Genomic DNA, 24771 nt, shown 5'->3' with positions numbered 1-24771 from the left:
GCACGCTGAGCCGCCTGTGGCGCACGCCAGGGTCCCACTGCCGAGGCAGTGGGACCCTGGCGACTCCACGAACTCTGGCGATTCAACGAGCCGGTGGCATCACTGGGGGGAGAGAAGCTCGCGGGCGGCCTGAGCAATGTGTTCGGCATCGATTCCGGCCCACGCGAGCAGCTCGGGTCCGGTGCCCGAACCGGGCATTCCCTCAACCGCCAGGTGGCGCAGGCGCAGTGGTGCCGAGCCGGCCAGCGCGGCGATGACCGCCTCTCCGAGACCCCCTTCGCGGTGGTGGTCCTCGGCGACGACGAGCCGGCCGGCGGTCGCGCCGAGAGCGGTGCGCAGCCCTTCGACGTCGAGCGGCTTGATGCTGTACATGTCGAGCACCCGCGCGTGAATTCCTTCGGAGGCCAGCAGCTCGGCGGCCTTCAGCGATTCGTGCAGCGTGACCCCGGCACCCACCAGCGTTACGGTGTCGTCGTCGTGCTTGCTGACCACCTTGGAGCCCCCGATGGGGAACTGTTCCGCGGGGCCGTAGAGCACGGGATAGGCGCCCCGGGTGGTGCGCAAATAGCTGATCCCGGGCTGCGTCGACATCTCCTGCACCAGAGCGGCCGTCGAGCTGGCGTCACTGGGATACAGGACGGTGCTGGCGTGGACCGAACGCATCATGGCCAGGTCTTCGAGCGCCATCTGGGAGGGCCCGTCGGCGCCGATCTCGACGCCGGCGTGCGAGCCGACCAGGCGCAGGTCGGCATGCGAGATGGCTCCCATCCGGATGAAGTCGAAGGCGCGCGTGAAGAACGCGGCGAACGTGGATGCATAGGGCTTGTAGCCGCGCACCGCGAGACCAGTGGCCGCGCCGACGAGCTGCTGCTCGGCGATGTACATCTCGAAGAAGCGCTCGGGATGCACCTGCTCGATCTGTTCGGCGTAGGTGGAATTGCTCACCTCCGCGTCGAGCGCCACCACCAGCGGGTCACGCCGCGACAGGGCCGCCAGGGCATCGCCATAGGCCCGGCGGGTCGCGACCTTCGTGCCCAGCTCCCAGTGCGGTGCGGCTGCGTCCTGGGCCGCCTCGGTGTGCGGTTCGCCGGCGGCCGGACGCGGACCACGCACCCGCAGATCGCGCACCCCACCCAGTTCGGCGATGGCCTGCTCGGCCATCTCGGTCGGAAGTGCCTTGCCGTGCCAGCCGGGCTGGTCGGCGATCGCAGAGTACCCGGCACCCTTGACTGTCTTCGCGACGATGACGACGGGGCGCCCGTCGTGGGCGCTACGGGCCTGTCCCAGCGCCTCGTCGATGGCAGTGAGGTCGTGGCCGTCGATCGTGATCGCCCGGGCGCCGAAGGATTCGGCTCGCGCAGCGTAGGCGTCCACGTCCCAGCCGAGCTCGGTCTCACCGCGCTGGCCCAGCCGGTTCACGTCGAGGATCACGACGAGGTTGTCCAGGTGGTAGTGGCCGGCCTTGTCCAGGGCCTCCCAGATGGAGCCCTCGGCGAACTCCGAGTCGCCGCACAGTACCCAGGTGCGGTAGTCCAGCGCGTCGAGGTATTTCCCGGCCAGAGCGATGCCCACGCCGTCGGGCAACCCCTGGCCCAGTGAGCCGGTCGCGACGTCCACCCATGGCAGCTCGGGAGTGGGATGGCCTTCCAGGCGCTCGCCGAAGCGGCGATAGCCCTTGACGAGCTCCTCGTCGCTCACCACGCCAGCGGCCTTGAATATGGAGTAGAGCAGGGGCGATGCGTGCCCCTTCGAGAAGATCAGATGGTCGTTCGCCGGATTGTCCGGCTCGTCCCAGTCGTAATGCAGGTGGCGGGCCACCAGGACGGCGAGCAGGTCGGCGGCCGACATGCTCGAACTCGGATGCCCCGAGCCGGCCGAGGTGCTGCATCGGATGGAATCGACGCGCAGCTGGGCGGCCAGCTGCGCGACACTGCCCAGCTCGGAATCGTGGGTGATGTCGGCCGGTCCTGCTGCGGGAATCGTGGTGTGGCTCACGTCATGGCCTCCTCATCTGGGGATCAAGGCGGGTCGCGCCGTGACCTGCCATGACCCGCCCTGCTGACTCATCCACTGTAGGTGCCGGGGGGCCGCTGCCGGGCCCCGCCATTGCGCTCACGACGAAGGGTGAGCCCGAGTGCTGGTGGGTCGACAAGGTAGCGCGTTTCGTTCACACCGAAGAGGTCAGTGCGGCCCGGGTGCCGGTGGGTCGACGACCTCTCCCTCGATGGTCACCGACCGCGGATCGGGCGTGCCGGAGCCGGCACCACTCGCGCTGCGCGAGATCTGGCGCAGTTTGGCCGCCAGGAGCACGAATGCGGCCCCGAGCAGGATCGAGGCGAGACCGAGCAGCACCCCCAGCACGCGGGCGGCGGGAGCCGGCGCGAGGAGGAGGTAGACGCCCAGGAGCACTGCCACCGCCCCGACGGCCCCCTGCGCCATCGCCCAGCGTCCACTGATCACCCGCCACGCCCCGGCAAGCCACACCAGCCCCAGGCCGGCACCGCCGAGGACCAGCCCGACGAACGAGACGAGCAGCGAGGTGCTCATGGCGGGATGCCAGGCTATGAGCAGTGCGACGACGATGCCGAACGTGCCGGTGGCCATGAGGGCACCCGAGCCGTGTGCCCGACGCACCCGCAACCCCGAGATGAGCGTGGCGGCTGCGGCGGCGAACAGTGCCGCAGCCACCAGGAGGGTGACGACCCACACGCTGTGCCCCGGCCAGGCGAGGCACGCCGCGCCGGCGATCATGCCGAGCATCCCGGCCACCAGGGACAGCCGGGCGAAGCGGCGGGCGTGCGCCGGCGCCATCACATCGTCGATCATGCTCACTCCTCGGATCGTCCTCACCTCGTCCGGCATGGCTCGGCGAGGCCATGCCGAGGACCTGCCGGGGCGGGTAGCCTGAGAGCCGCCGTGCGTCGAGAGTAGTGCCGGCACCTGGGACGGGAGAGTGATGAGCACGAAGAACTTCGCCCACTTGCACGTGCACACCGAGTATTCGATGCTCGATGGTGCAGCGAGCAATGAGAAGCTGTTCGCCGAGGTGGCGCGCCAGGGCATGCCTGCGGTGGCAATGACCGATCACGGCAACCTGTTCGGCGCCTACGAGTTCTTCCAGACCGCCAAGAAGTACGACGGCAACGCGAACCCGGCCGTCAAGCCCATCATCGGCATCGAGGCCTATGTCGCGCCCTCCTCGCGCTTCTCCCGCAAGCCGGAACGCTGGGGCAACGCCCGCGACGACGGTGCCCCGGAGACGGAGGGCGGCAAGGACGTCTCGGGGGGTGGGCGCTACACCCATATGACGATGTGGGCGGCCAACCCCGAGGGCCTGCACAATCTGTTCCGGCTGAGCTCGCTGGCCAGCTTCGAGGGTTACTACATGAAGCCCCGAATGGACCGCGATCTCATCTCCCAGCACGCACGAGGCATCATCGCGAGCACCGGCTGCCCCTCGGGGGAGGTGCAGACCCGGCTGCGGCTCGGCCAGTTCGACAAGGCCTGCGAAGCAGCTGGCGCCTACCAGGAGATCTTCGGCAAAGAGAACTACTACTGCGAACTCATGGATCACGGGGTCGACATCGAGCACGAGGTGCGTGCCGACCTGCTGCGGCTCGCCAAGAAGCTCGACCTGCCACTGCTGGCGACCAACGACTCGCACTATGTCACCGAGGATCAGGCCGATGCCCATGACAATCTGCTGTGCATCGGGGTGGGCCGCAACAAGGACGATCCGCACCGTTTCCGGTTCAACGGCTCTGGCTACTACATCAAGTCGAGTGAGCAGATGAGGGCGCTGTTCCCCGGGCTGGAATCGGCGGCCGACAACACGCTGGCCCTGGCCGAGCGCATCGAGCCCTACGATCCGGTCTTCGCCCACGTCGATCGGATGCCCCAGTTCGATGTGCCCCAAGGGGAGACCCAGGAGAGCTGGCTGCGCAAGAAGATCAAGATCGGCCTGAAGAAGCGCTACGGCGAGCACCCCAGCGACGAGGTGATGGCCCGCGTCGAGCAGGAGCTGAGCGTCATCGAGCCATTGGGCTTCAGCTCCTACTTCCTCGTGGTCTCCGACATCTGCGAGGCGGCCCGTTCGATGGGCGTGCCGGTCGGCCCGGGCCGTGGCTCGGCGGCCGGATCCATCGTCGCCTATCTCACCGAGATCATCCAGATCGACCCGCTCGAACACGGCCTGCTGTTCGAGCGCTTCCTCAACCCGGAGCGGGTAAACCCCCCCGATATCGACCTCGACTTCGATGACCGCCAGCGTGACAAGGTGATCGACTATGTCACGCGCAAATACGGCGAGGAATACACCAGCCAGGTCAACACCTTTTCCACCATCAAGGCGAAGGCTGCCGTCAAGGATGCCAACCGCATCCTTGGCTATCCCTTCAGTCTGGGCGACAAGATCACCAAGGCGATGCCGCCGGATGTCATGGGCAAGGGCGTCCCCCTCAACAAGCTGTTCGACCCCGAGCATCCTCGCTACCCGGAGGGCAAGGAGTTCCGTGATCTGTACGACAACGATCCGGACGTCAAGCGGGTGGTCGACACCGGCCTGGGGATCGAGGGCCTGATCCGCGGGACCGGGGTGCACGCCTGCGCGTTCATCCTCTCGAGCGAGAAGCTGCTCGATCTCATCCCGATGCACAAGCGCGACAAGGACGGCATGATTATCGCCGGCTTCGCGTATCCGCAGTTGGAGGCCATGGGCCTCATGAAGATGGACTTCCTGGGGCTGCGCAATCTCGGCATCATGGACCACTGCCTCAAGATCATCAAGCGCAACCGAGGCGAGGATGTCGACCTGTCCGCCGTGGGCCTGGACGACCCGGCCACCTACGAGCTGCTGGCCCGCGGAGACACATTGGGTGTCTTCCAGCTCGACGGGGTGGCGATGCGCGCCCTGCTGAGACAGATGGCCCCCACCTGTTTCGACGACATCATCGCCGTCATTGCGCTGTACCGGCCGGGCCCGATGGGTGCCAATGCCCACATCGAATATGCCGAGCGCAAGAACAACCGGCGACCGATCGTGCCGATCCATCCCGAGCTCAAGGAGGATCTCGACGAGATCCTCATGCCCACCTATCACCTGATCGTCTATCAGGAGCAGATCATGGCGATCGCCCGCAAGCTCGCGGGCTACACACTGGGCGGTGCCGATTTGCTGCGCCGGGCCATGGGCAAGAAGAAGAAGCACATCCTGGAGGAGAACTTCAAGCCCTTCCAAGCGGGCATGCGCAAGAACGGCTACTCCGACGAGGCGATCCAGGCGCTGTGGGACGTCATGGTGCCGTTCGCCGGATATGCCTTCAACAAGTCCCATGCCGCCGGGTATGCGCTGGTGAGCTACTGGACCGCCTATCTCAAGGCGAACTATCCGGCCGAGTACGGTGCCGCGCTGCTCACCAGCGTGGGCGACGACAAGGACAAGATGGCCCTGTATCTCACCGATATGAGGGCGCGGAAGATCAAGGTCCTGCCCCCCGATGTGAATGCCTCGGAGAACGAGTTCACCGCCGTGGGCGCAGACATCCGCTTCGGTCTGGGCGCCATCCGCAATGTGGGGGAATCGGTGGTGAACGGCATCGTGAACGCCCGGCAGGAGCAGGGCCCGGCCGCCGATTTCTACGACTTCCTCGACCACGTCCCGCTCACCGTGTGCAACAAGAGGTGCATCGAATCGCTCATCAAGGCCGGGGCCTTCGACTCGATGGGCCACTCGCGCCGCGCGCTCATGGATGTCTTCGAGCAGGCCGTCGACGGGGTCATCGACCTGAAACGCAACCAGGCCAACGGCCAGGACGATTTGTTCGGCGCCTCGGGCGCCGATGCCCTCGGTGCGGGCAGCGGGCTGGAACGCGCCGTGCCCGAGCTGGACGACTGGGACAAGACGACCAAACTCGGCTTCGAGCGCGAGATGCTGGGTCTGTATGTCTCCGACCATCCCCTGCACGGCCTGGAGCATCTGCTGGCCGCCGAGCGCAGCATCGGGCTCGCTGAGCTGTCCGAGAGCGGCTCCGAACTCGACGGCCATACCGAGACGATCTGCGGGATGATCACTCAGGTACAGCGCAAGCAGACCAAGAACGGGGCGTTCTGGGCGATCATCACGGTGGAGGATATGGAGGCCAGCTTGCAGGTGCTCATCTTCCCCAAGGTCTACGAGAGCTGCCTGACTCAGCTGGTGCCCGACTCCGTGGTACGGATCAAGGGACGCATCGTCGACAAGGACGAGGTCATCGAGATGCAGGCCAACGAGCTCACCGTCCCGGAGATCCACCGGATGAGCAATGGCCCGGTGACCATCCGGCTGCCGATCGTGCGCTGCGTGCAGCCCGTGGTGGAGGAGCTGAAGCATGTGCTCGCCGCGCATCCCGGCACCACCGAGGTGCGCGTCAAACTGGAGTCCGCCACGAAGGCCACGACACTGCGGCTGGGCGACCGGCTCAGAGTCGCCAACGAGCAGCCGCTCATGGCCGACCTCAAGGCGCTGCTGGGCCCCTCCTGCATGTCCGTATAGCCTGATCGACATGACACTCCAGGCCTCGATCGGGAGATTCGGCATCTCGCAGGACGCCCGGACATGAGCACCTCCTTCGATGCCCCCGCCCGGCCCCGAGCAGAGCCAGTCGCCGTCCACGGTGCCTCGGCCGCCGAACCACGGCTCACCCGCAAGCGCCTGGCCGCACGCCTGGCCATGCTGGGGATCACGGTTGTGGTGGTCGGTGTGCTGGCAGCCGTGGCCTGGCGGCTCACCGCCCCTGCGCCGACCATTACCGTCTCGGGCGACGGCACCGCGGCGGTCACCAACCGGACGATGGCCGAGTTCTTCGGCTCCGACGCGGACTTCATGATCATCGGCATGTTCGCCGGGCTCGGACTGGGAGCCCTGAGCTGGCATTCGCTCAAGAGCACGGGTTGGCCGGTCGTTTTCGCGGCGCTGGTGGCGGGCATGCTCGGTGCCCTGGTGGCCTGGCGGTGCGGTCTGCTCATCGGTCCCCATGACTTTGACGAGCGCCTCGCGATGGCGTCCTCGGGAGATCAGGTGGTCATCGATCTGACCCTGCGCACCCCGACGGCATGGCTCTCGTGGCCGCTGGGTGCCGTCCTGCCGGTGCTGCTCTACAGCGCTTTCGGCGACGACCGGCCACTGTTGCGCAGGCCACGCGCCGTATCTGCTGGGGGTGCACGCCGGCCCGACAGCTCTCAGGAGAGCTCGGCTGCTGCGCACCGCTCGATCCGTTTCCCATCGGTGATCGGCAAGGCGGGCGAGGAGCTCAGCCCGACAGCTCAGCGAAGCTCCCGTGGGTCACGACCGAAAGATCGTGCGGGGCGATCTCGACACTGAGACCCCTGCGCCCACCCGAGACGAAGATCGTCTCGAAGGCGCGCGAACTGGAGTCGATGAACACTGGGGTCTGGTGCTTCTGGCCCAGGGGGGAGATACCGCCGACCACATAGCCGGTGGCTCGCTGCGCGACCGCAGGATCGGCCAGCGCCGCCTTCTTCGCATGGCTGTGGGCCGCGATCGCCTTGAGGCTGAGCTGCCCGCTGGCCGGTACCACCGCCGTGACGAGCGCCACATCGGCCCCGCTCAGCTCGACGACGAGCGTCTTGAACACCCGGGACGGATCGACGCCGAGCAGTGCGGCGGCCTCGGTGCCGAAATGGTGGGATCTGGGATCGTGGGAATAGGCGTGCAGCTCGTGGGGCACTCCTGCCCGGTCGAGTGCGAGGGTGGCTGGGGTGCCGACGGATCTGCGGGCTGACTTCGACATGACGGGTGATCGGGCCTTCGACGAGGGGACATGCACCAGGATCGGGCCCGAAGGACAGGCTGGGGGCCACCAGTCCATTCCACCACCTCGCCTCACCCGCCACTGTGGCGATGGGTGCGTCGGCGCACGCCGTTAGGATGGCAGGGTGCTGCGAATCCTAGATGTGAGCGGAGAACGCCTCGACGACTACTCCTCGGTGCTGCCGAGGGCCAGTTTCGATGTGGATCACGCGATCTCCGTGGTGGAGCCGATCTGCCGGGCGGTGGCCGAGGAGGGCGAGCCGGCGCTGCGACGCTTCGCCCAGCAGTTCGACCACGTCGTCCCCGAGCATCTGCGCATCCCGGCGCGCGCTCTCGACGACGCCCTTGCCGCAATCGACCCGCAGCTGCGCGCCGCCATCGAGGAGTCGATCCGGCGCCGGCGCGAGGTGTGCGAGCGGGTCGAGCGCGAGGAGCCCGCGCGCAGCGTCGAGTTGGCGCCCGGCGCGAGCGTCGGCCAGCGGCTCGTGCCGGTCTCCCGGGTCGGGCTGTATGTGCCCGGGGGTCTCGCCCCGCTGGCCTCGACCGTGCTCATGAACGTGGTGCCGGCCCAGGTGGCGGGAGTGTCCTCCATCGCGCTGGCCACACCGCCGCAGGCAGAGTTCGGCGGCCTGCCCAATCCCACGATCCTCGCCGTCGCCCGACTGCTGGACGTCGACGAGGTGTACGCGGTGGGCGGGGCCCAGGCCGTCGCGATGTTCGCCTACGGGGTGGCGGGGCTGTGCCGAAGGGCCGATATGGTCACTGGGCCCGGCAACATCTATGTGGTGGCGGCGAAACGGCTGTTGCGCGGGCGGATCGGGATCGACGCCGAGGCAGGCCCCACTGAGATCGCCGTGCTGGCCGACGCCAGCGCCGATCCGGCCAAGGTGGGTGCCGATCTCATCAGTCAGGCCGAGCACGATCCGCTGGCCGGTGCCGTGCTGGTCACCGACTCCCGGGCACTCATCGATGCCGTGCAGGTGCAGCTCGCCCGCCAGATCGAACGGCTCGATACGCGCCAGAGGCTGGTCACTTCCCTGTCCGGCGCGCAGTCCGGTGCCATCCTGGTGGCCGATATCGACCAGGGGGTCGACGTCGTCAACGACTATGCCGCTGAGCATCTGGAGATACAGACCGCCAACGCCCGCGAACTCGTGGCCCGGATCCGCAATGCGGGTGCTATTTTCGTCGGCTCGCATTCCCCGGTGCCGCTGGGCGATTACTCGGCCGGATCCACCCACGTCCTGCCCACCGGTGGTGCCGCGCACTTCTCCTCGGGGCTCACTGTGCGCAGCTTCCTCAAGGCCGTCCACGTCATCGACTACTCGCCCAGCGCGCTGGCACAGATCGGCCCCGCCGTTCAGGCCTTCGCTCATGCCGAGAAGCTGCCCGGTCACGCCAACGCCATCGCAGCCCGTACGCAACCCCAGGAGCAGGAATGACCGTCGGACAGTTCCCGGTGCCCAATGCCCAGATCGCCCTCAGCGAGCTGCCGTTGCGTCCTGAGCTGGTGGGCGAGGAGCCCTACGGCGCCCCCCAGATCGACGTTCCGGTGTGCCTCAACACAAACGAGAATCCCTATCCGCCCAGTCCGAGAGTGCGCGCGCAGATGTCTGCCGCCATCGACAAGGCCACCCGCAGCATCAATCGCTATCCCGATCGAGACGCCGTCGATCTGCGCGCCGATCTGGCGAAATACCTCGGCTTCGGACTCACGGCGGACAATATCTGGGCAGCCAATGGCAGCAATGAGGTGATGACCCATGTGCTGGGCGCCTTCGGTGGTCCCGGACGCACGGTGCTCACTTTCACCCCCACCTACTCGATGTATCCCGAGTACGCCCGCAACACTCACACCGGCTTTGTCACGGTGCCGCGCAAGGCGGACTACACGCTGGACGCCGCCCTCGTGCTCGACGCCATCGAGCAGAACCGGCCCGATCTGGTGTTGATCACGACCCCGAACAATCCCACCGGTACGACGACTGCGGTCAAGGTCATCGAGGAGATCTGCGAGAACACGCGGGCCCTGGTGATCGTCGACGAGGCTTATCAGGAGTTCGCGGAGTTCCCCGACGATTCCGCGCTCGCCTTGTTGCCGCGCTTCGGCCGCCTCATCGTGAGCCGCACCATGAGCAAGGCCTTCGCGCTGGCCGGCGGGCGCGTCGGCTATCTCGCAGCAGCGCCGGCGGTCGTCGCAGCCTGCCGAATCGTGCGGCTGCCCTACCACCTGTCGGCACAGACCCAGACGATCGCGCGCGTGGCGCTCGCGAACCGCGCGGAGATGCTGGCCCAGGTCGCCGCGCTGCGCGAGGCCTGCCAGCATCTGCAGGAATGGCTGCGCCGCGTCGGTTTGCAGGTCATCCCCAGCCAATCCAATTTCTGCCTGTTCGGACGCTTCACTGACCGCCACGCGGTCTGGCAGGCACTGCTCGACCGGGGCGTCCTCATCCGCGAGACAGGTCCCGACGGATTCCTGCGGGTCTGCGTGGGCACCCCCCCCGAGCTCGCCGCCTTCCGCGAGGCGCTCACCTGCGTGCTCGACGATCCTGGAGTCCTCGATCTCGGCGAAGGGAACCCACGATGAGCCGCACTGCTTCGATCCACCGCATCACCTCCGAGTCCGATGTGCAGCTGAGCATCGATCTCGATGGCACCGGAAGCTCGACCATCAGCACAGGGGTGGGTTTCTTCGACCACATGCTCACCTCGCTTGCCAAGCACTCGCTCATCGACCTGCAGGTGCACACCACCGGAGATCTCCACATCGACGGCCACCACAGCGTCGAAGACACTGCCATCGCGCTGGGACAGGCGCTTTCGCAGGCTCTCGGCGACAAGCGCGGCATTCGGCGCTTCGGCGACGCCATCGTCCCGCTCGACGAGGCCCTGGCCCAGGCGGTGGTCGATGTGGCGGGACGCCCCTATGCGGTGTGCAGCGGCGAGCCGCCGTCTCAGGTGACTGCCCGGATCGGGGGCTCGGGCGTGCTCTACTCGGGGTCCATGACCTACCACGTCATCGAATCGCTGGCGCTCAATGCCGGGCTGTGCGTACACCTGAGGCTGCTCGCCGGACGCGAACCCCACCACATCGTCGAGGCGCAGTTCAAGGCGTTGGCCCGAGCGCTGCGCAGCGCCGTTGAGCCCGACCCGCGCGTCACGGGAGTGCCCAGCACGAAGGGGACGCTATGAGCAGCGGCCGCCCCCAGTCGGGCGCCGAGGTCGGGGTGTTCGACTACGGGTCCGGCAATCTGCACTCGGCGTGCCAGGCACTCGAGGCGGCTGGCGCCCGAGTGCATCTGAGCTCCCAGACCTTGCAGCTGGAGCGCTTCACCCGCCTCGTGGTCCCCGGGGTGGGTGCCTTCGCGGCGTGCATGGCCCAGCTACGCTCGGCCGGGGGAGTCGAGTTCATCCGCGAGTGGGTGGCTTCCGGGCGCCAGCTCCTGGGCATTTGCGTGGGTCACCAGATCCTCTTCGAGCGCGGTGTGGAGCACGGACGCGAAGCGCAGGGCATCGGCATCTATCCCGGTGCGGTCACCCGGCTCAGCAGTCCCGTGCTGCCTCACATGGGCTGGAACACCGTCGAGGCGGCAGCCCACAGCGAGCTCTTCGACCGAATTGGCGACCAGCGCTTCTACTTCGTGCACTCCTACGGAGCCCACGGCCCCGTACCCGAGCAGGCGAAGGTCACCTGGGCCGAACACGAGGGGGATCGCTTCATCGCCGCCCTCGAATACGGCCCGGTGTGCTCCACCCAGTTCCATCCCGAGAAGTCCGGTGCCGCCGGTGCCCAGCTGCTGCGCAACTGGCTGGCTCGCCGCTGCCCGGACATGGTGGGCTAGGGTCGCGCTGTGACCCACAGCACAGCACTGACGCTTCTGCCCGCCGTCGACATCCAATCCGGACAGGCTGTCCAGCTCGTCCAGGGAGTCGCGGGCAGCGAGAGGGTTTTCGGCGATCCTGGCGCCGCCGCACGACGCTGGTGCGAGCAGGGTGCGCAGTGGCTGCATGTCGTCGATCTGGATGCCGCCTTCGGGCGCGGGTCCAATGCCGAGCTGCTGGCCGAGCTGGTTGCCAGCGTGGACGTCGACGTGGAGCTGTCGGGGGGTATCCGCGACGACGAGAGCCTGGAACGGGCGCTCGGCACCGGCGCCCGGCGCGTCAACATCGGCACTGCCGCCCTGGAGAACCCCAGCTGGTGCGAGCAGGTGATCGGCAGTTTCGGTGACCGCATCGCCATCGGGCTCGATGTGCGCGGCACGAGACTTGCCGCCCGGGGCTGGACCCAGGAGGGCGGTGAGCTCATGGAGACCCTCGCCCGGATGGACGAGGCCGGCTGCGCTCGCTATGTCGTCACCGACGTAGCGAGTGACGGCATGCTCTCGGGCCCCAATCTGGTCCTGCTGGAGACGGTCTGCGCCACCACGAAGGCGGCCGTGGTGGCCTCCGGCGGGATCAGCTCGCTGGAGGACATCGCCGCGCTGCGCGCGATGACCGGCCACGGGGTGGAGGGAGCCATCATCGGCACGGCGCTGTACCTCGGCAACTTCACACTCGGCGAGGCACTGGCGGCGGCACGATGACCCAGGAATGGGAGGAGACCTTCGTCGACGACGTGCTCGACTGGAGCTTCCTGGAGTTCGACGACCTCAAGGAGCTGAGCGAACTGCGTGCCGCCATCGACTACATGGACGATCCGGTCCAGGTCTTGAGCTACCAGGACCTGGTCGCGGCCTGGAACGCCCCTGGGTCCCATGCCCATGACCATGCCGTCGTCGGACGAGAGAAGGGCGGCAGCATCGTCGCCTATGGCTGGAACCACCCCACTGCGAGCAGCGACCCGAACCCTCAGGTCTGGTTCGAGATCGGCGTGCACCCCGCCTGGCGCCACCAGCACATCCGGCACCGTCTCACGCTGTGGCTCATTGCCCGCGCCAAGCAGTGGTATCTGCACATCCGGGACGAGAACACCCGCCCGCTGTGGGTGGGAACCAGCGTCGACGAGAAGCGCGTGGGGCTCGCGCGCTCGATCGTCGAGGCGGGCCTGTCGGCGCAGCGCTGGTTCTTCGACATGCACCGGCCGCTCGGCACTGCGCCACTGCCGCCGATGCCCGATCTGCCCGAGCTGGTCATCGAGCCCTTCGACAAATCCCTGTCCGAGCAGGTGCGGGCCGCGCACAACGAAGCCTTCGCCTCGCGCCCCGGCGCCGTTCCGGTTTCCCGGGACGCCTGGGAGAGCTCCCTGCAGGCCGGTTCCGCGCGTCTGCAGCTGTCCTGGGTTGCCCTGCTGGAGGGCCGTGAGGCCTCCCATGTCGGCGCTCCGCACGGCCAGGTGGTGGGTTATGCGATCAACCGCAGCTATGACGACGAGACCAATGAGGGGTGGACCGAACGGCTCGGGGTCTGCTCCTGGTGCCGCCGCAAGGGTATCGGGCGCGCCCTGGTCATCGCGTCGATGCGCGGATTCGCGCAGGCGGGGCTGGGCACGGCCGGCGTCGGCGTCGACACCGAGGACCCGAAGGCTGCCGAGGAGTTCTTCGGCTCCCTCGGCTACACCGCCACCGAGCGCGTCGTCGTCTACGGGCGCACCATGACCGAAGCCGATTTCTCGCAGCAGTGAGCCGCGCGGTGGGCAGGCCCGGCGTCGAGTACGTGCGCCACCAGCTCCGGGGACTGTCGGCGCATGGCGATGTGACCGGCTTGGGGCCGCTCGGTAGAATTGGCTCGTTTGCTGCGCGGACGGGTGCTCCCGTGCCCAGCTGAAGACGTCGAGGAAGGGGTTTGGGCAGATGAGCGGTCACTCCAAGTGGGCGACGACCAAGCACAAGAAGGCTGCGATTGACGCCAAGCGCGGCAAGCTGTTCGCCAAGCTGGTCAAGAACATCGAGGTCTCGGCCAGGGTCGGCGGGGGAGACCCCAGCGGCAACCCCACCTTGTACGACGCGATCCAGAAGGCGAAGAAGAACTCGGTCCCCGCCGACAACATCGACCGGGCCGTCAAGCGTGGTTCCGGCGATGGCGCCGATTCGGTCAACTACGAAGAGATCATGTACGAGGCCTACGGCCCCGAGGGCGTCGCAGTGCTCATCGAATGCCTCACGGACAACCGCAACCGCGCGGTGGCCGATGTGCGCACTGCCATTACGCGCAACGGCGCGACGATGGCCGACGGCGGCTCCGTGCAGCGGCTGTTCACCCGCAAGGGTGTCGTGACCGTCTCCAAGAGCTATGAGGTGGAGGAGGGACGCAAGAGTGTCACTCACACGGTCGACGAGGACCAGCTGCTGGAGGCGACCCTGGAGGCCTCAGTGGAGGACATCCTCGACCAGGGTGAGGTCTTCGAGCTGATCAGCGATCCGAATGACCTGGTCGGAGTGCGCAAGGCCGTCCAGGCCGCGGGAATCGACTACGACTCGGCTGAGGTGAGCTTCGTGCCCAGCTTCAACCAGCAGGTCGACGATGTGGAGGCGGCCCGCAAGATCGAAAAGATCGTAGAGATCCTCGACGACCTCGACGACGTGCAGAATGTCTTCACCAATGCCGAGTACTCCGATACCGTCGAAGAGGCCCTCGAGGTCGAGGAGGACTGAGCGCACGACGCAGCGGCCGGACGCTGGCTGATTGCCGGCGCGATGCTGCCAGGCCCTAGACTGTCGAACAGACGTTCGGATCATGCCGGATCGGTTGCTGCCAGGAGGTTGCAGGGTGCGAGTGATGGGTGTGGACCCGGGACTGACCAGGTGCGGGGTCGGCATCATCGATGCCGCCCCGGGAGCCCGCCCGCGCCTGGTGGCCGTCGGGGTGGTGCGCACCGATCCGCACGAGCAGCATCCGCAGCGCCTGCTCGCCGTCGAGGCAGGGCTCACGGAGTGGTTCGACAGCTACCGTCCGGATGTCATCTCGATCGAGGCCGTATTCGCTCAGCACAATCTGCCCACCGTCACCGGCGTCGGCCAGGCGGCCGGTATCGCCATGCTCATCGGGGCACGCTCCGGATGCCAGGTGGCCATGCACACGCCAAGCGAGGTCAAGGCGGCACTCACCGGATCGGGCCGGGCCGGCAAGGAGCAGGTCGGCGCCATGGTGGCCCGGGTGCTCGGCCTGGCGGCGCCACCCACGCCGGCGGACGCTGCCGACGCACTGGCTCTGGCCATCACCCATCTGTGGCGCGGCGGCGCGAGCAACCGCTACGCCGCCGCCGTCGCAAGGGGCCGCTCATGATCGCCCAGATCCGCGGTGTGGTCGCGGCACTGGGCGTCACCTGGGTGGTCGTCGATGTGCACGGTCTGGGCTTGCGGGTGTCGGTCCCCCCGGCAACCTCCGCCACTTTGCGCGTAGGGGAGGAGGCCCGTTTGCACACCTGCCTGCTCGTGCGCGACGACGACCTGAGCCTGTACGGCTTCGCCACTGCGCAGGAACGCGAGTGCTTCGAGCTGTGCCGCTCGGCCAACGGAGTGGGTCCCAAGCTCGCCCTGGCCATCGTTGGGGTCCTCAGCCCGGGAAAGCTCGCCGCTGCCGTGCGCAGTGAGGACCTCGCGACGCTGTGCACAGTGCCCGGAGTGGGCCGCAAGAGCGCGCAGAAGCTGGTCATCGAGCTGAAGGACAAGATGAATCACCTCGCCTTCGAGCCGGCGGCCTCGCCGTCCCAGGCGACGGTGGGGCAGTGGCGCGAGCAGATCCTCGAGGGTCTGGAAAGCCTGGGATGGACGACCAAGGACGCCGAGGCCGCCTGCCAGGCGGTGGCACCGCTGGCCGAGCAGACTCCCTCGCCGACCGTCCCCGTGCTCATGAAGGCGGCCCTGGCATCACTGGCGAGGCTGTGATGACGCCGACCTCGATCGTGCTCGCGATCGCCGGCGATCGCCGCGGGTCAGCTCGCGGCTCGCGCCCAGGGCCAGGGGAGCGCCGATGATGGAGCACTCCCCGGTCGACCCGCTGGTCGCTCCCGAGGAGCAGGCCGCGGAGGCTGCCCTGAGGCCGAGCCGGCTCGACGAATTCGAGGGCCAGCCCAGGGTGAGGGACCAGCTCTCGCTTGTGCTGGCAGCGGCCCGGCACCGCGACAGCACCCCCGACCACGTGTTGCTCTCCGGGCCGCCTGGGCTGGGCAAGACCACCTTGGCCATGATCATCGCTGCCGAGGTGGGCGCACCCCTGCACATCACCTCGGGCCCGGCCATCCAGCATCCCGGCGATCTGGCGGCGATTCTCTCGGGGCTCGTCGAGGGCGAGGTGCTCTTCCTCGACGAGATCCACCGCATGTCGCGCCCGGCCGAGGAGATGCTCTATCTGGCGATGGAGGACTTCCGCGTCGACGTCATCGTCGGCAAGGGGCCCGGGGCCACCGCCATTCCGATCAGTATCCCGCCGTTCACCCTGGTCGGCGCGACAACCCGTGCCGGACTGCTGCCCAGTCCGCTGCGCGATCGATTCGGTTTCACCGCTCAGCTCGACTTCTACGAGGTCGAGGACCTGACCGGGATCGTCACCCGCTCGGCCGCCAAGCTCGATGTCGAGCTCGACGCCGACTCGGCCCGGCTCATCGCGTCACGTTCCCGTGGCACACCGCGGATCGCCAATCGCCTGCTGCGCCGGGTCCGCGACTATGCCCAGGTCAACGCCGATGGGCGGGTGGACGTCGCGTTGGCGAAGGCCGCGCTTGAGCTGTACGAGGTGGACGAACTGGGCCTGGACCGCCTGGACCGGGCCGTGCTCGAGGCGATCTGCGCGAAGTTCGCCGGCGGCCCGGTGGGCCTGTCGACCTTGGCCATCAGTGTGGGTGAGGAGACCGAGACCGTCGAGGAGGTCGCCGAGCCCTTCCTGGTGCGCCAGGGCTTCCTCATGCGCACCCCGCGCGGGCGGGTCGCCACACCGGCGGCATGGGCCCATCTCGGGCTGTCCGCTCCGCCCGGCGCCCCCGGCGGGCCCCGGCCATCCGGCGATGAGGGCCCCGACCTGTTCTCGTGAACCCTCGGTGGGTGCGCGGCGAGTGGCGTTGAGTGTCCGAACCGGTAAACTCGCCACGGCATGGCGCATCAGATGTGCCCGAGAGAGGACGACTATGCAAGGCTCATCTCTGATCATCCTCGTCGTCGTGATGTTCGCGGCGATGTATTTCCTCATGATCCGTCCGCAGAAGAAGCAGATGGACAAGCAAAGGGAGATGCTCAACAAGGCACAGCCCGGTTCGCGCGTCATGCTCACCAGCGGAATCTTCGGCACGATCCGAGCAGCCGGCGAGAAGCAGTTCGTTGTCGAACTGGCTCCCGGCGTCGACATCACAGTGGTCAAGCAGGCGGTCACGCGAGTCGTGCCTGCCGAGGAAGAGGAGTTCGAGTTCGCCGACTCCGATGCGACGGACGACACCACCCCCGAGGCGATCGAGGCCGATGCCACGGCGGGCACCGAGGAATCGCTCAGCGCCCCCTCGGAGGAGATCTCCATCGGCACGACACCGGCGAGCCCCTCGCTCAGCCCGATCGGCGATGCACCGCGCGAGGCCAGCAGGCCCACAACGGACAGCGGTTCGAGCATCGGCGAGCCGCCGGACACCACCGACTCCCAGCCCTTGGCAGCTGCACCCGAGCCCGATGCGGACGACGCGCCCGGTCGGGATCGCAACTGAGAGCTCGGGGAGAATCGGCAGCAGATGGCGCGCACCAGCAGTCCACGACACGCAAAGCCCGGGCGTCGGCTCATCGTCTTCGCACTCATCCTGGTGGCCCTCTACGGGCTCATGGCGCTGAGCAAGACATGGGCCCCCAGGCTCGGTCTGGACCTACGCGGCGGAACGACGATCACACTGACCGCGCACAACAACAGCGATGGCTCGGCACCCAGCAAGGAGAACCTCGAGACGGCCCGCACCATCATCCAGAAGCGTGTCGACGCGCTGGGCGTGGGCGAGTCCTCGGTCACCTTGCAGGGAGACCGGCAGATCCAGGTTGCGGTGCCCAATGTGAGCAATGACGAGCTGGTCCAGCTCGTCGGAACCACCGCCCAGCTGGCCTTCCGCAATGTCTATTCCGCCTCGCAGTCCCAGTCCGCCACGTCCAGCCCCTCGGCGAGCGTGAATCCGACGGCACCGGTGACGAGCGGCCTTCCGCCGTCGCCCACGCCGACCCCCACACCGCAGACCGCGCCGGCCACCGCCGGTCTGCCGCCATCCCCCACCCCCACCCCGACCCCGCGGCCCACTGCCCCGGCGTCGGCCCCCGCCGACTTCTCCACGCTGCTGAACTGGCAGCCAAGCGCTCAGGACGACGCGGATTTCGACAAGTTCAGGTGCGGGGACGCCTTCCCCAATGTCCCCGACCAGCCATTGTTCGCGTGCAGCGAGGACGGCACGACGAAGTACCTGCTGGGCCCCGAGCTCATCAGCGGCACTCATGTCACCAATGCCCAGGCGGAGATACCCCAGGGGGAGGTGGCCTGGGTGGTCTCGCTGGAGTTCGATTCAGCGGGGGCCGACCGGTTCAGCCAGGCGACCACCCACCTGGCCCAGCAGTCCTCCCCGATGAACCAGTTCGCGATCGTCCTTGACGGCAAGGTCATCTCGGCGCCCAGCGTGTCGAGCGCCATCACCGGCGGCAGCGCGCAGATCAGCGGCGGCAATATCAACGCCACCACCTCGAAGGCGCTGGCCAACGAGCTGAAGTTCGGGGCGCTGCCGGTGAGCTTCGATGTGTCCAGCGTCGACTCCGTCTCGGCCAGCCTGGGCGGCGATCAGCTGCAGGCGGGGCTCATCGCCGGGCTCATCGGGCTGGGCCTCGTGATTGTCTATAGCTTCCTTTACTACCGTGGGCTGGGGATCGTCGTTGTCGGTTCGTTGGGCGCCGCGGCCCTGGTCACATGGGCAGTCATCGTGCTGCTCGGAGCCACCGTCGGCTTCGCCATGAACCTTCCCGGCATCGCCGGGGCGATCGTGGCCATCGGTGTCACGGCCGATTCGTTCATCGTCTACTTCGAACGGATCCGCGACGAGATACGCGACGGGTTCTCCTTGCCGCACTCCATCCAAAGTGGCTGGGGCAAGGCCCGTGGCACGATCGTGATGGCCGACGCCGTGCAGCTGCTGTCCGCCGTGGTGCTGTTCATCCTGGCGATCGGCGAGGTGAAGGGCTTCGCATTCACCCTGGGCGTCACCACTGCCATCGACCTCTTCGTGGTGTTCTTCTTCACCCATCCACTCGTCACGCTGCTGGGACGCACGCACTTCTTCGGCACCGGGCAGCGGTTCTCCGGCTTCGAGCCCGAGCACCTGGGGGTCAGTCGCGCCTCCCTGCTGGGACGCCGGCGGACCAGACAGTCACACCCGGGCGGTGGATCCGCCTCGTCCGGGACCGGTGCCGCGAAAGCGAGGACCGCGAGGTCCTCGGCGGGCGTCGGGGCAAAGGAGTCACGATGAGCCAGCCGGTCGGCACCGACAAGGCCCCCCGCCCCGGCGCGGGGGAGCACGAGCCCAAGGGCAACTTCACCCACCGGCTCTACACCGGGGAGTTCGAGTTCAGCTTCGTGCCCCATGCCCGGCGCTGGTACACGATCTCGGCCATCCTGCTGCTCATCTCGGTCGTCGCGCTGTTCACCAGGGGCCTGAACCTGGGTATCGACTTCAAGGGCGGCTCGGTGTTCACGGTTCCGGTGAGCTCGGTCAGCTCGCAGACCGTCCCCGACTTCAAGCAGGTGCTCACACGCTCGGCGGTACCGAACCTGGAGGGCTACGAGGTCACCACCGTGGGGGGCGACTCGGTGCGCATCCAGACCAGAAGTCTGGGGAACGACGAGGTCAGCACACTGCGCCATGAGCTCGCCGACTCGGCGCAGACCACGCCGGAGAAGGTGAACTACTCGCTCATCGGGCCGTCCTGGGGCCAGCAGATCACCGACAAGGCCCTGCAGGCCCTGGTCGTCTTCCTGGTGCTCGTCGGGCTGATGATCTGGCTGTTCTTCCGGGAGTGGCGGATGTCGGTCTCCGCGCTCGTCGCCCTGGGGCACGATCTCCTCGTCACCGTCGGCTTCTACGCGCTCGTCGGCTTCACCGTCACTCCGGCCACGCTCATCGGCGTGCTGACCATCTTGGGCTATTCGCTCTACGACACGGTGGTCGTCTTCGACAAGGTCCGGGAGAATACCCGCGAGATCACCAAGCAGGACCGCACCTTCTCCGAGGCAGCGAATGTCGCCGTCAACCAGGTGCTGGTGCGCTCCATCAACACCACCCTCATCGGCATCCTGCCCGTGCTCGCGCTGCTCATCGCCGGCATCGGCTTTCTCGGTGGGGAGGGGCCGTTGGCCGATCTCGGCCTGGCGCTGCTCATCGGCATGGTGACCGGCGCCTATTCGTCGATCTTCATCGCCACCCCACTGCTGGCCCAGCTGCGCGAGGCGGAGCCGGCGATGAAGAGACATGTGGCCTCCCTCGAGCGCCGCCGCAGCCGTTCCGCAGCGAAGGTGAGCGTCACCACCACGGTGGCCACCGGTGAGCACACGCCGTCCCAGCTCAGTGGAGCAACCCTGCCGACCACCCTCCAGCCCGGTACTCGCACCCAGCCCGTCCACAAGACCCGTAGCCAGCGCAGGAAGTGACGGCATGTCCTCAGTCGACGCGCGGGTCGCGAAGATCAGCTCGCTGGTGCGCACCATCCCCGATTTCCCCGAACCCGGAGTTCAGTTCCGCGACATCACGCCCCTGCTCGCGGATCCCGACGGTTTCCGGGAGACCATCGACGTCCTCGTCGGGCAGCTGCCCGGCCCGATCGACGTCGTCGTCGGGATCGACTCGCGCGGTTTCCTGTTCGGCGCCCCGATGGCCCTGCAGATGGACGTGGGCTTCGTGCCGGTGCGCAAGCCCGGCAAGCTGCCCGCCCCGGTCTTCGAGGAGGACTATCTCCTCGAGTACGGCTCCAGCAGCCTCAACATCCATCGCGATGCGCTGCGTCCGGGCCAGCGGGTGCTCATCGTCGACGACCTGCTCGCCACCGGCGGAACCCTCGGAGCGGCGGCGAAGCTTGTGGCGCGCGAGGGCGCCGAGATCGTGCACGTCGAGACCGTCATCGAGCTGGCGGGGCTGGGGGGACGCAAGCACTTGGGGGAGTGCGGCGTGACCAGCTATTCCTCGATTCTGGTCTGCTGATCCCAGGTGTGGGGACGCTACTAAGCTTGGTCCACCAACACGAAAGGGGGCTGGCTCATGAGTACCGATGAGGTCTATGGCCCCTACGGCGACAGATCGCGCACCGAGCTGACGACCCGCTCGCCGGCCCCGGTGACCGGTGTCGAGCGTGCTGCCTCCGGACCCGAGCAGCCACGGCTGAGGATGCGCCAGCGGCTGGCTCGACTCGGCATGGTGAAGGCACCGCAGTCGGCCGTCCTCGACCCCTTGTTCTCGGTGATCCGGGCGAACCACCCCAAGGCCGACCTGTCCTTGGTGGAGCGCGCCTATCGCACCGCGGAGCATTACCACCTGGGTCAGGCCCGCAAGAGTGGCGACCCGTACATCACCCATCCGCTGGCCGTCGCCACCATCCTCGCCGAGCTGGGAATGACCGAGCCAACGTTGTGCGCTGCTCTGCTGCACGACACCGTCGAGGACACCAGCTACACGATCGAGCAGCTGCGTGCAGATTTCGGCGAGACCATCGCAGCACTGGTCGACGGGGTCACGAAGCTCGACAAGGTCCAGTACGGCGACTCGGCGAAGGCCGAGACCATTCGCAAGATGGTCATCGCGATGAGCCGCGATATCAGGGTCCTGGTGGTCAAGCTCGCCGACCGGCTGCACAACATGCGCACGCTGGGCTTCCTGCGTCCCGACAAGCAGAACCGAATCGCCCGCGAGACGCTCGAGATCTATGCACCGCTGGCCCATCGGCTGGGCATGAACGCCATCAAATGGGAACTCGAGGACCTGTGCTTCTCGACTCTCCAGCCCAAGGTCTACGACGAGATCGTGCGGCTGGTGGCCCAGGCCGCCCCCAAGCGTGAGCAGCAGCTTCGTGAGGTGATCGACGAGGTGAAGGTCTACCTCAAGGATGCCGGGATCAAGGCCGTCGTCTATGGACGCCCGAAGCACTACTACTCCATCTACCAGAAGATGGTGGTGCGCGGGCGCGATTTCTCCGACATCTACGATCTCGTGGGGCTGCGCATCCTCGTGGACACCACCCGGGACTGCTATGGGGCACTCGGCGTCATCCATACGCACTGGAATCCGCTGCCCGGGCGCTTCAAGGACTACATCGCGATGCCGAAATTCAACATGTACCAGTCCTTGCATACCACGGTGTTGAGCAGCGGGAACCACCCTGTGGAGTTCCAGATCCGAACCCACGAGATGCACCGGCGTGCCGAGTACGGCGTGGCGGCGCACTGGAAGTACAAGGAGGATCCGAACGCCGACGACGGCAAGATCGACCCTGAGGGCACCGATCTCGCCTGGGTGCACCAGCTCAACCAGTGGACCAAGGAGGAGCAGGACCCGGAGGCCTTCCTCGACACGCTGCGCTTCGAGATCCAGACCCGCGAGGTCTACGTCTTCACTCCGAAGGGCGATGTCCAGGCGCTGCCACAGGGCGCCACCCCGGTCGACCTGGCCTACGCCATCCACACCGAGGTGGGGCACCGCTGTATCGGCGCGCGGGTCAACGGCAAGCTCGCGCCGCTGGAGAGCCAGCTCCAGAACGGCGACATCGTGGAGATCCTCACGAGCAAGGCGAAGAACGCCGGGCCGAGCAGAGACTGGCTGAACTTCGTGGTGAGTCCCCGGGCGAAGAGCAAGATCCGCCAGTACTTCACGAGGGAACGCCGAGAGGAGGCCATCGACCAGGGCAAGGATGCGCTGGCCAAGCAGCTGCGCAAGAGCGGTATGCCGCTGCAGCGGCTCCTCACTCTCGAGCACCTCACGGCGGTCGCCGACGAACTGAAGCTGACCAGTGTCGACTCGCTGTATGCCGCAGTGGGCGAGGGCGTCGTGGGTGCGCCGAGCGTGGTACAACGCCTCCTCGCCACCGAGGGCGGCTACGAGGCAGCTGCCGCCGAGAGCTTCGAGGAGGCTTCGGTCCTGCCGAAGCCGGGGCGCGCCAGGCGTCCCAGCTCGGCGAACAGCGGGATCGTGGTGGATGGCGATCCCGATATGTGGGTGAAGCTGGCCAAGTGCTGCACCCCGATGCCCGGCGACGAGATCCTCGGGTTCGTGACGCGCGAGAACGGCGTGTCGGTGCATCGCCGCGACTGCACCAATGCCGCCAATCTGCTCACCCATTCCGAGCGGATCGTGCAGGTGGAGTGGGCTCCTGACAGCTCGGCAGGCTTCCTTGTGAGCATCGCGGTCGAAATGCTGGATCGGCCCGGCGGCCTGGCTGACATCACCCGAGCGCTGGCGGATCAGCATGTCAACATCACCTCCGCCAATGTGGGGGTGACGAAGAACCAGCTCGCGCGCGTCAAGCTGACCTTCGAGTCGAGCGACCCGACTCATCTGCACCATGTGATGTCCACGATCAAGACGGTGGCCGGGGTCTATGACGTCTACCGGGTCAAGCAGTGAGCCTGGCCGGCATCGAGCCAGCAGCTAGCGAACCAGCACGAGACTGTCCAGGCACCGCAACGAGGGGCAGGCGCGCTTTTCCTGCCCCAGTTCGGCCCGCAAGGCCCCCACCGGCACCCTCATGGCCGATGAAGGTCATAAAAAGCACGCCAGCGCCAGACGTGCTCAGGCGCTGAACTCGTCGAGGGCCTTGCGGGCCTGCTCCAGCCAGCCGCGGTAGGTGTCGATCGAGTCCCTCAGCTGGCTGGCCTTGCGGGTGTCTCCGCGTCCCTGTGCCGCTTCGGCCTGGCGGCTGAGCTTGTCGATCTGGGCGCTGAACATCTCGACCGTGTCGGCGGCACGCCGACGCGCCTCAGGATCGGTGCGCTTCCATTCGTTTTCCTCGGCGGTCTTCACGGCCTGCTCGAGATCGCGAACCCGGGCGTCGATGGAACGCAGGGCATCGCGGGGCACGCGCCCGTAGGCGTTGAACTTCTCCAGGAAGGCGCGCAGCTGGCTGCGGGCCTTGGCGACGTCGCCGACCGGCAGGATCGACTTCTCGGCCTCGTCGAGCAGGGCCTCCTTGGCCTGCTGATTGCCGCGGAACTCCTCGTCCTGCTCGGCCAGGGCGGCCTTGCGAGCCTCGAAGAAGGTGTCCTGCAGGGATCGGAAGCGCTCCCACAGCTTCTCGTCGACGTCGCGCGGCGCGGGACCGGCAGCCTTCCAGCGGGTCATGAGATCGCGGAAGTCCCGGGCCGTCTCGCCCCAGTCGGTGGAACCGGCCAGGCCCTCGGCCTCGCGGATGATCTCTTCCTTCACCTTGCGGGCATCGTCGCGCTCCTCGGCCTGCTGGGCGAACTGCACCTTGCGCCGTCGTGTGTAGACGGTGCGCGCCGAGCTGAAGCGATGCCACAGTTCGTCATCGGTGGCCTTGTCGATGCGGGGCAGGGCCTTCCACTGCTCGAGGAGCTCACGGAAGCGGCTGACGCCGCCCCGCCAGTCGGTGCCCTGGGCCAGCTTCTCGGCCTGGGCCACCATGGCCTCCTTGGCCTCGCGGGTGCGCTCGTGTTCCCGCTGACGAGCCTGCCGCCGTTCCTGCAGCTGCCCTTCGACAACCGGAGCCAGGTCCTCCAGGCTGGCGGCCAGCGCCTCGAGATCGCCCACCGCGTTCGCCTCTGCGATGCTCCGCTTGAGGGCGTTGATCTGCTTGCGAGCCTCGTCGGGCGCCACGGATCCAGACTGCACCCGCTGGCGCAGCAGGGAGCTTTCGGTTTCGAGGGCCGTGAACCGACGGGTGAAGAAGGCAAGCGCCTCGTCGGGACTCACATCGGGGACTTGACCGACCCGCCGCTCACCAGCCGAGGTGATGACATACACGGTCCCGTCGGGATCGACGCGGCCGTGGGTGGTCGGACCTGCACTATCGCTCATAACCCCATCTTGC

The 24771-nt window shown here is 67.5% G+C and carries 20 protein-coding genes and 1 pseudogene; 17 read left to right on the top strand and 4 right to left on the bottom strand.

Translation table 11 applies throughout. The features are described from left to right. Positions 1-99 precede the first annotated feature (99 nt). Together BMX93_RS01820 and BMX93_RS01815 are read right to left on the bottom strand one after the other, a co-directional pair. Positions 100-1995 carry a transketolase gene (locus BMX93_RS01820; RefSeq protein ID WP_245725675.1) on the bottom strand — a complete coding sequence of 632 codons (1896 nt, stop codon included), beginning with the start codon at positions 1993-1995 and terminating at the stop codon, positions 100-102. Positions 1996-2181: 186 nt separating this feature from the next. Then, complete coding sequence (locus tag BMX93_RS01815; protein WP_177170016.1) at positions 2182-2826, bottom strand: HdeD family acid-resistance protein; 645 nt, start codon at positions 2824-2826, stop codon at positions 2182-2184. A 130-nt stretch (positions 2827-2956) separates the two neighbouring features. On the opposite strand from BMX93_RS01815, the gene dnaE reads away from it, so the two are divergent. Then, entirely contained in the window at positions 2957-6529 is a 3573-nt protein-coding gene (gene dnaE / locus BMX93_RS01810; protein ID WP_091967076.1) for a DNA polymerase III subunit alpha, read from the top strand. 63 nt (positions 6530-6592) lie between these two features. Further along, positions 6593-7357, top strand: coding sequence for a hypothetical protein (locus BMX93_RS01805; RefSeq protein ID WP_091967075.1), 765 nt, complete (start codon positions 6593-6595; stop codon positions 7355-7357). Here the strand turns inward: BMX93_RS01805 and ybaK are convergent. Continuing rightward, positions 7287-7787: a Cys-tRNA(Pro) deacylase gene (gene ybaK, locus BMX93_RS01800; RefSeq protein WP_091967073.1), complete on the bottom strand. Its 501-nt coding sequence runs from the start codon at positions 7785-7787 to the stop codon at positions 7287-7289. The genes BMX93_RS01805 and ybaK overlap by 71 nt on opposite strands. Before the next feature lie 145 nt (positions 7788-7932). On the opposite strand from ybaK, the gene hisD reads away from it, so the two are divergent. The 15 genes and pseudogenes from hisD (at position 7933) to BMX93_RS01725 (ending at position 23348) form a co-directional block, all read left to right on the top strand. Continuing rightward, positions 7933-9249 (top strand): histidinol dehydrogenase, encoded by a 1317-nt coding sequence (gene hisD, locus BMX93_RS01795; protein WP_091967071.1) that lies wholly within the window; start codon positions 7933-7935, stop codon positions 9247-9249. Beyond that, positions 9246-10394 carry a histidinol-phosphate transaminase gene (locus BMX93_RS01790; protein ID WP_091967069.1) on the top strand — a complete coding sequence of 383 codons (1149 nt, stop codon included), beginning with the start codon at positions 9246-9248 and terminating at the stop codon, positions 10392-10394. The genes hisD and BMX93_RS01790 overlap by 4 nt, the downstream gene beginning before the upstream one ends. After that, entirely contained in the window at positions 10391-10999 is a 609-nt protein-coding gene (gene hisB, locus BMX93_RS01785) for an imidazoleglycerol-phosphate dehydratase HisB (RefSeq protein WP_091967067.1), read from the top strand. The genes BMX93_RS01790 and hisB overlap by 4 nt, the downstream gene beginning before the upstream one ends. Next, positions 10996-11649 carry an imidazole glycerol phosphate synthase subunit HisH gene (hisH, locus tag BMX93_RS01780; protein ID WP_091967065.1) on the top strand — a complete coding sequence of 218 codons (654 nt, stop codon included), beginning with the start codon at positions 10996-10998 and terminating at the stop codon, positions 11647-11649. The genes hisB and hisH overlap by 4 nt, the downstream gene beginning before the upstream one ends. A 9-nt stretch (positions 11650-11658) precedes the next feature. Continuing rightward, entirely contained in the window at positions 11659-12390 is a 732-nt protein-coding gene (gene priA, locus BMX93_RS01775) for a bifunctional 1-(5-phosphoribosyl)-5-((5-phosphoribosylamino)methylideneamino)imidazole-4-carboxamide isomerase/phosphoribosylanthranilate isomerase PriA (protein WP_091967063.1), read from the top strand. Beyond that, entirely contained in the window at positions 12387-13427 is a 1041-nt protein-coding gene (locus tag BMX93_RS01770; RefSeq protein WP_091967061.1) for a GNAT family N-acetyltransferase, read from the top strand. The genes priA and BMX93_RS01770 overlap by 4 nt, the downstream gene beginning before the upstream one ends. A gap of 169 nt (positions 13428-13596) precedes the next feature. Beyond that, positions 13597-14397 carry a YebC/PmpR family DNA-binding transcriptional regulator gene (locus BMX93_RS01765; protein WP_091967059.1) on the top strand — a complete coding sequence of 267 codons (801 nt, stop codon included), beginning with the start codon at positions 13597-13599 and terminating at the stop codon, positions 14395-14397. A gap of 124 nt (positions 14398-14521) precedes the next feature. Next, positions 14522-15065 (top strand): annotated as a pseudogene (ruvC, locus tag BMX93_RS01760) (crossover junction endodeoxyribonuclease RuvC); the annotation flags it as partial. Continuing rightward, entirely contained in the window at positions 15025-15630 is a 606-nt protein-coding gene (gene ruvA / locus BMX93_RS01755) for a Holliday junction branch migration protein RuvA (protein ID WP_091967055.1), read from the top strand. The pseudogene ruvC and the gene ruvA, both read left to right, overlap by 41 nt. A gap of 88 nt (positions 15631-15718) precedes the next feature. Further along, positions 15719-16771, top strand: coding sequence for a Holliday junction branch migration DNA helicase RuvB (gene ruvB / locus BMX93_RS01750; RefSeq protein WP_091967261.1), 1053 nt, complete (start codon positions 15719-15721; stop codon positions 16769-16771). 94 nt (positions 16772-16865) lie between these two features. Beyond that, positions 16866-17429: a preprotein translocase subunit YajC gene (gene yajC / locus BMX93_RS01745; protein ID WP_177170015.1), complete on the top strand. Its 564-nt coding sequence runs from the start codon at positions 16866-16868 to the stop codon at positions 17427-17429. A gap of 24 nt (positions 17430-17453) precedes the next feature. After that, positions 17454-19211 carry a protein translocase subunit SecD gene (gene secD / locus BMX93_RS01740; protein WP_143052774.1) on the top strand — a complete coding sequence of 586 codons (1758 nt, stop codon included), beginning with the start codon at positions 17454-17456 and terminating at the stop codon, positions 19209-19211. Further along, the gene (secF, locus tag BMX93_RS01735; protein ID WP_091967052.1) at positions 19208-20389 is read left to right on the top strand and encodes a protein translocase subunit SecF; all 1182 of its coding nucleotides are present in this window, start codon (positions 19208-19210) and stop codon (positions 20387-20389) included. The genes secD and secF overlap by 4 nt, the downstream gene beginning before the upstream one ends. A gap of 4 nt (positions 20390-20393) precedes the next feature. Then, the gene (locus BMX93_RS01730; protein WP_091967050.1) at positions 20394-20936 is read left to right on the top strand and encodes an adenine phosphoribosyltransferase; all 543 of its coding nucleotides are present in this window, start codon (positions 20394-20396) and stop codon (positions 20934-20936) included. Positions 20937-20993: 57 nt separating this feature from the next. Then, on the top strand, positions 20994-23348 hold the full coding sequence (locus BMX93_RS01725; protein WP_091967047.1) for a RelA/SpoT family protein: 2355 nt from the start codon (positions 20994-20996) through the stop codon (positions 23346-23348). Between the two features lie 165 nt (positions 23349-23513). Here BMX93_RS01725 and BMX93_RS01720 read toward each other — a convergent pair whose 3' ends face one another. Further along, positions 23514-24758, bottom strand: coding sequence for a DUF349 domain-containing protein (locus BMX93_RS01720; RefSeq protein ID WP_091967045.1), 1245 nt, complete (start codon positions 24756-24758; stop codon positions 23514-23516). Between the last annotated feature and the right edge of the window lie 13 nt (positions 24759-24771).

The organism is Propionibacterium cyclohexanicum (assembly GCF_900111365.1).
Taxonomy (GTDB): Bacteria; Actinomycetota; Actinomycetes; order Propionibacteriales; family Propionibacteriaceae; genus Propionibacterium; species Propionibacterium cyclohexanicum.
Note: the sequence above shows the minus strand (reverse complement) of the source record. Positions and strands in the feature narration are given on the sequence as shown.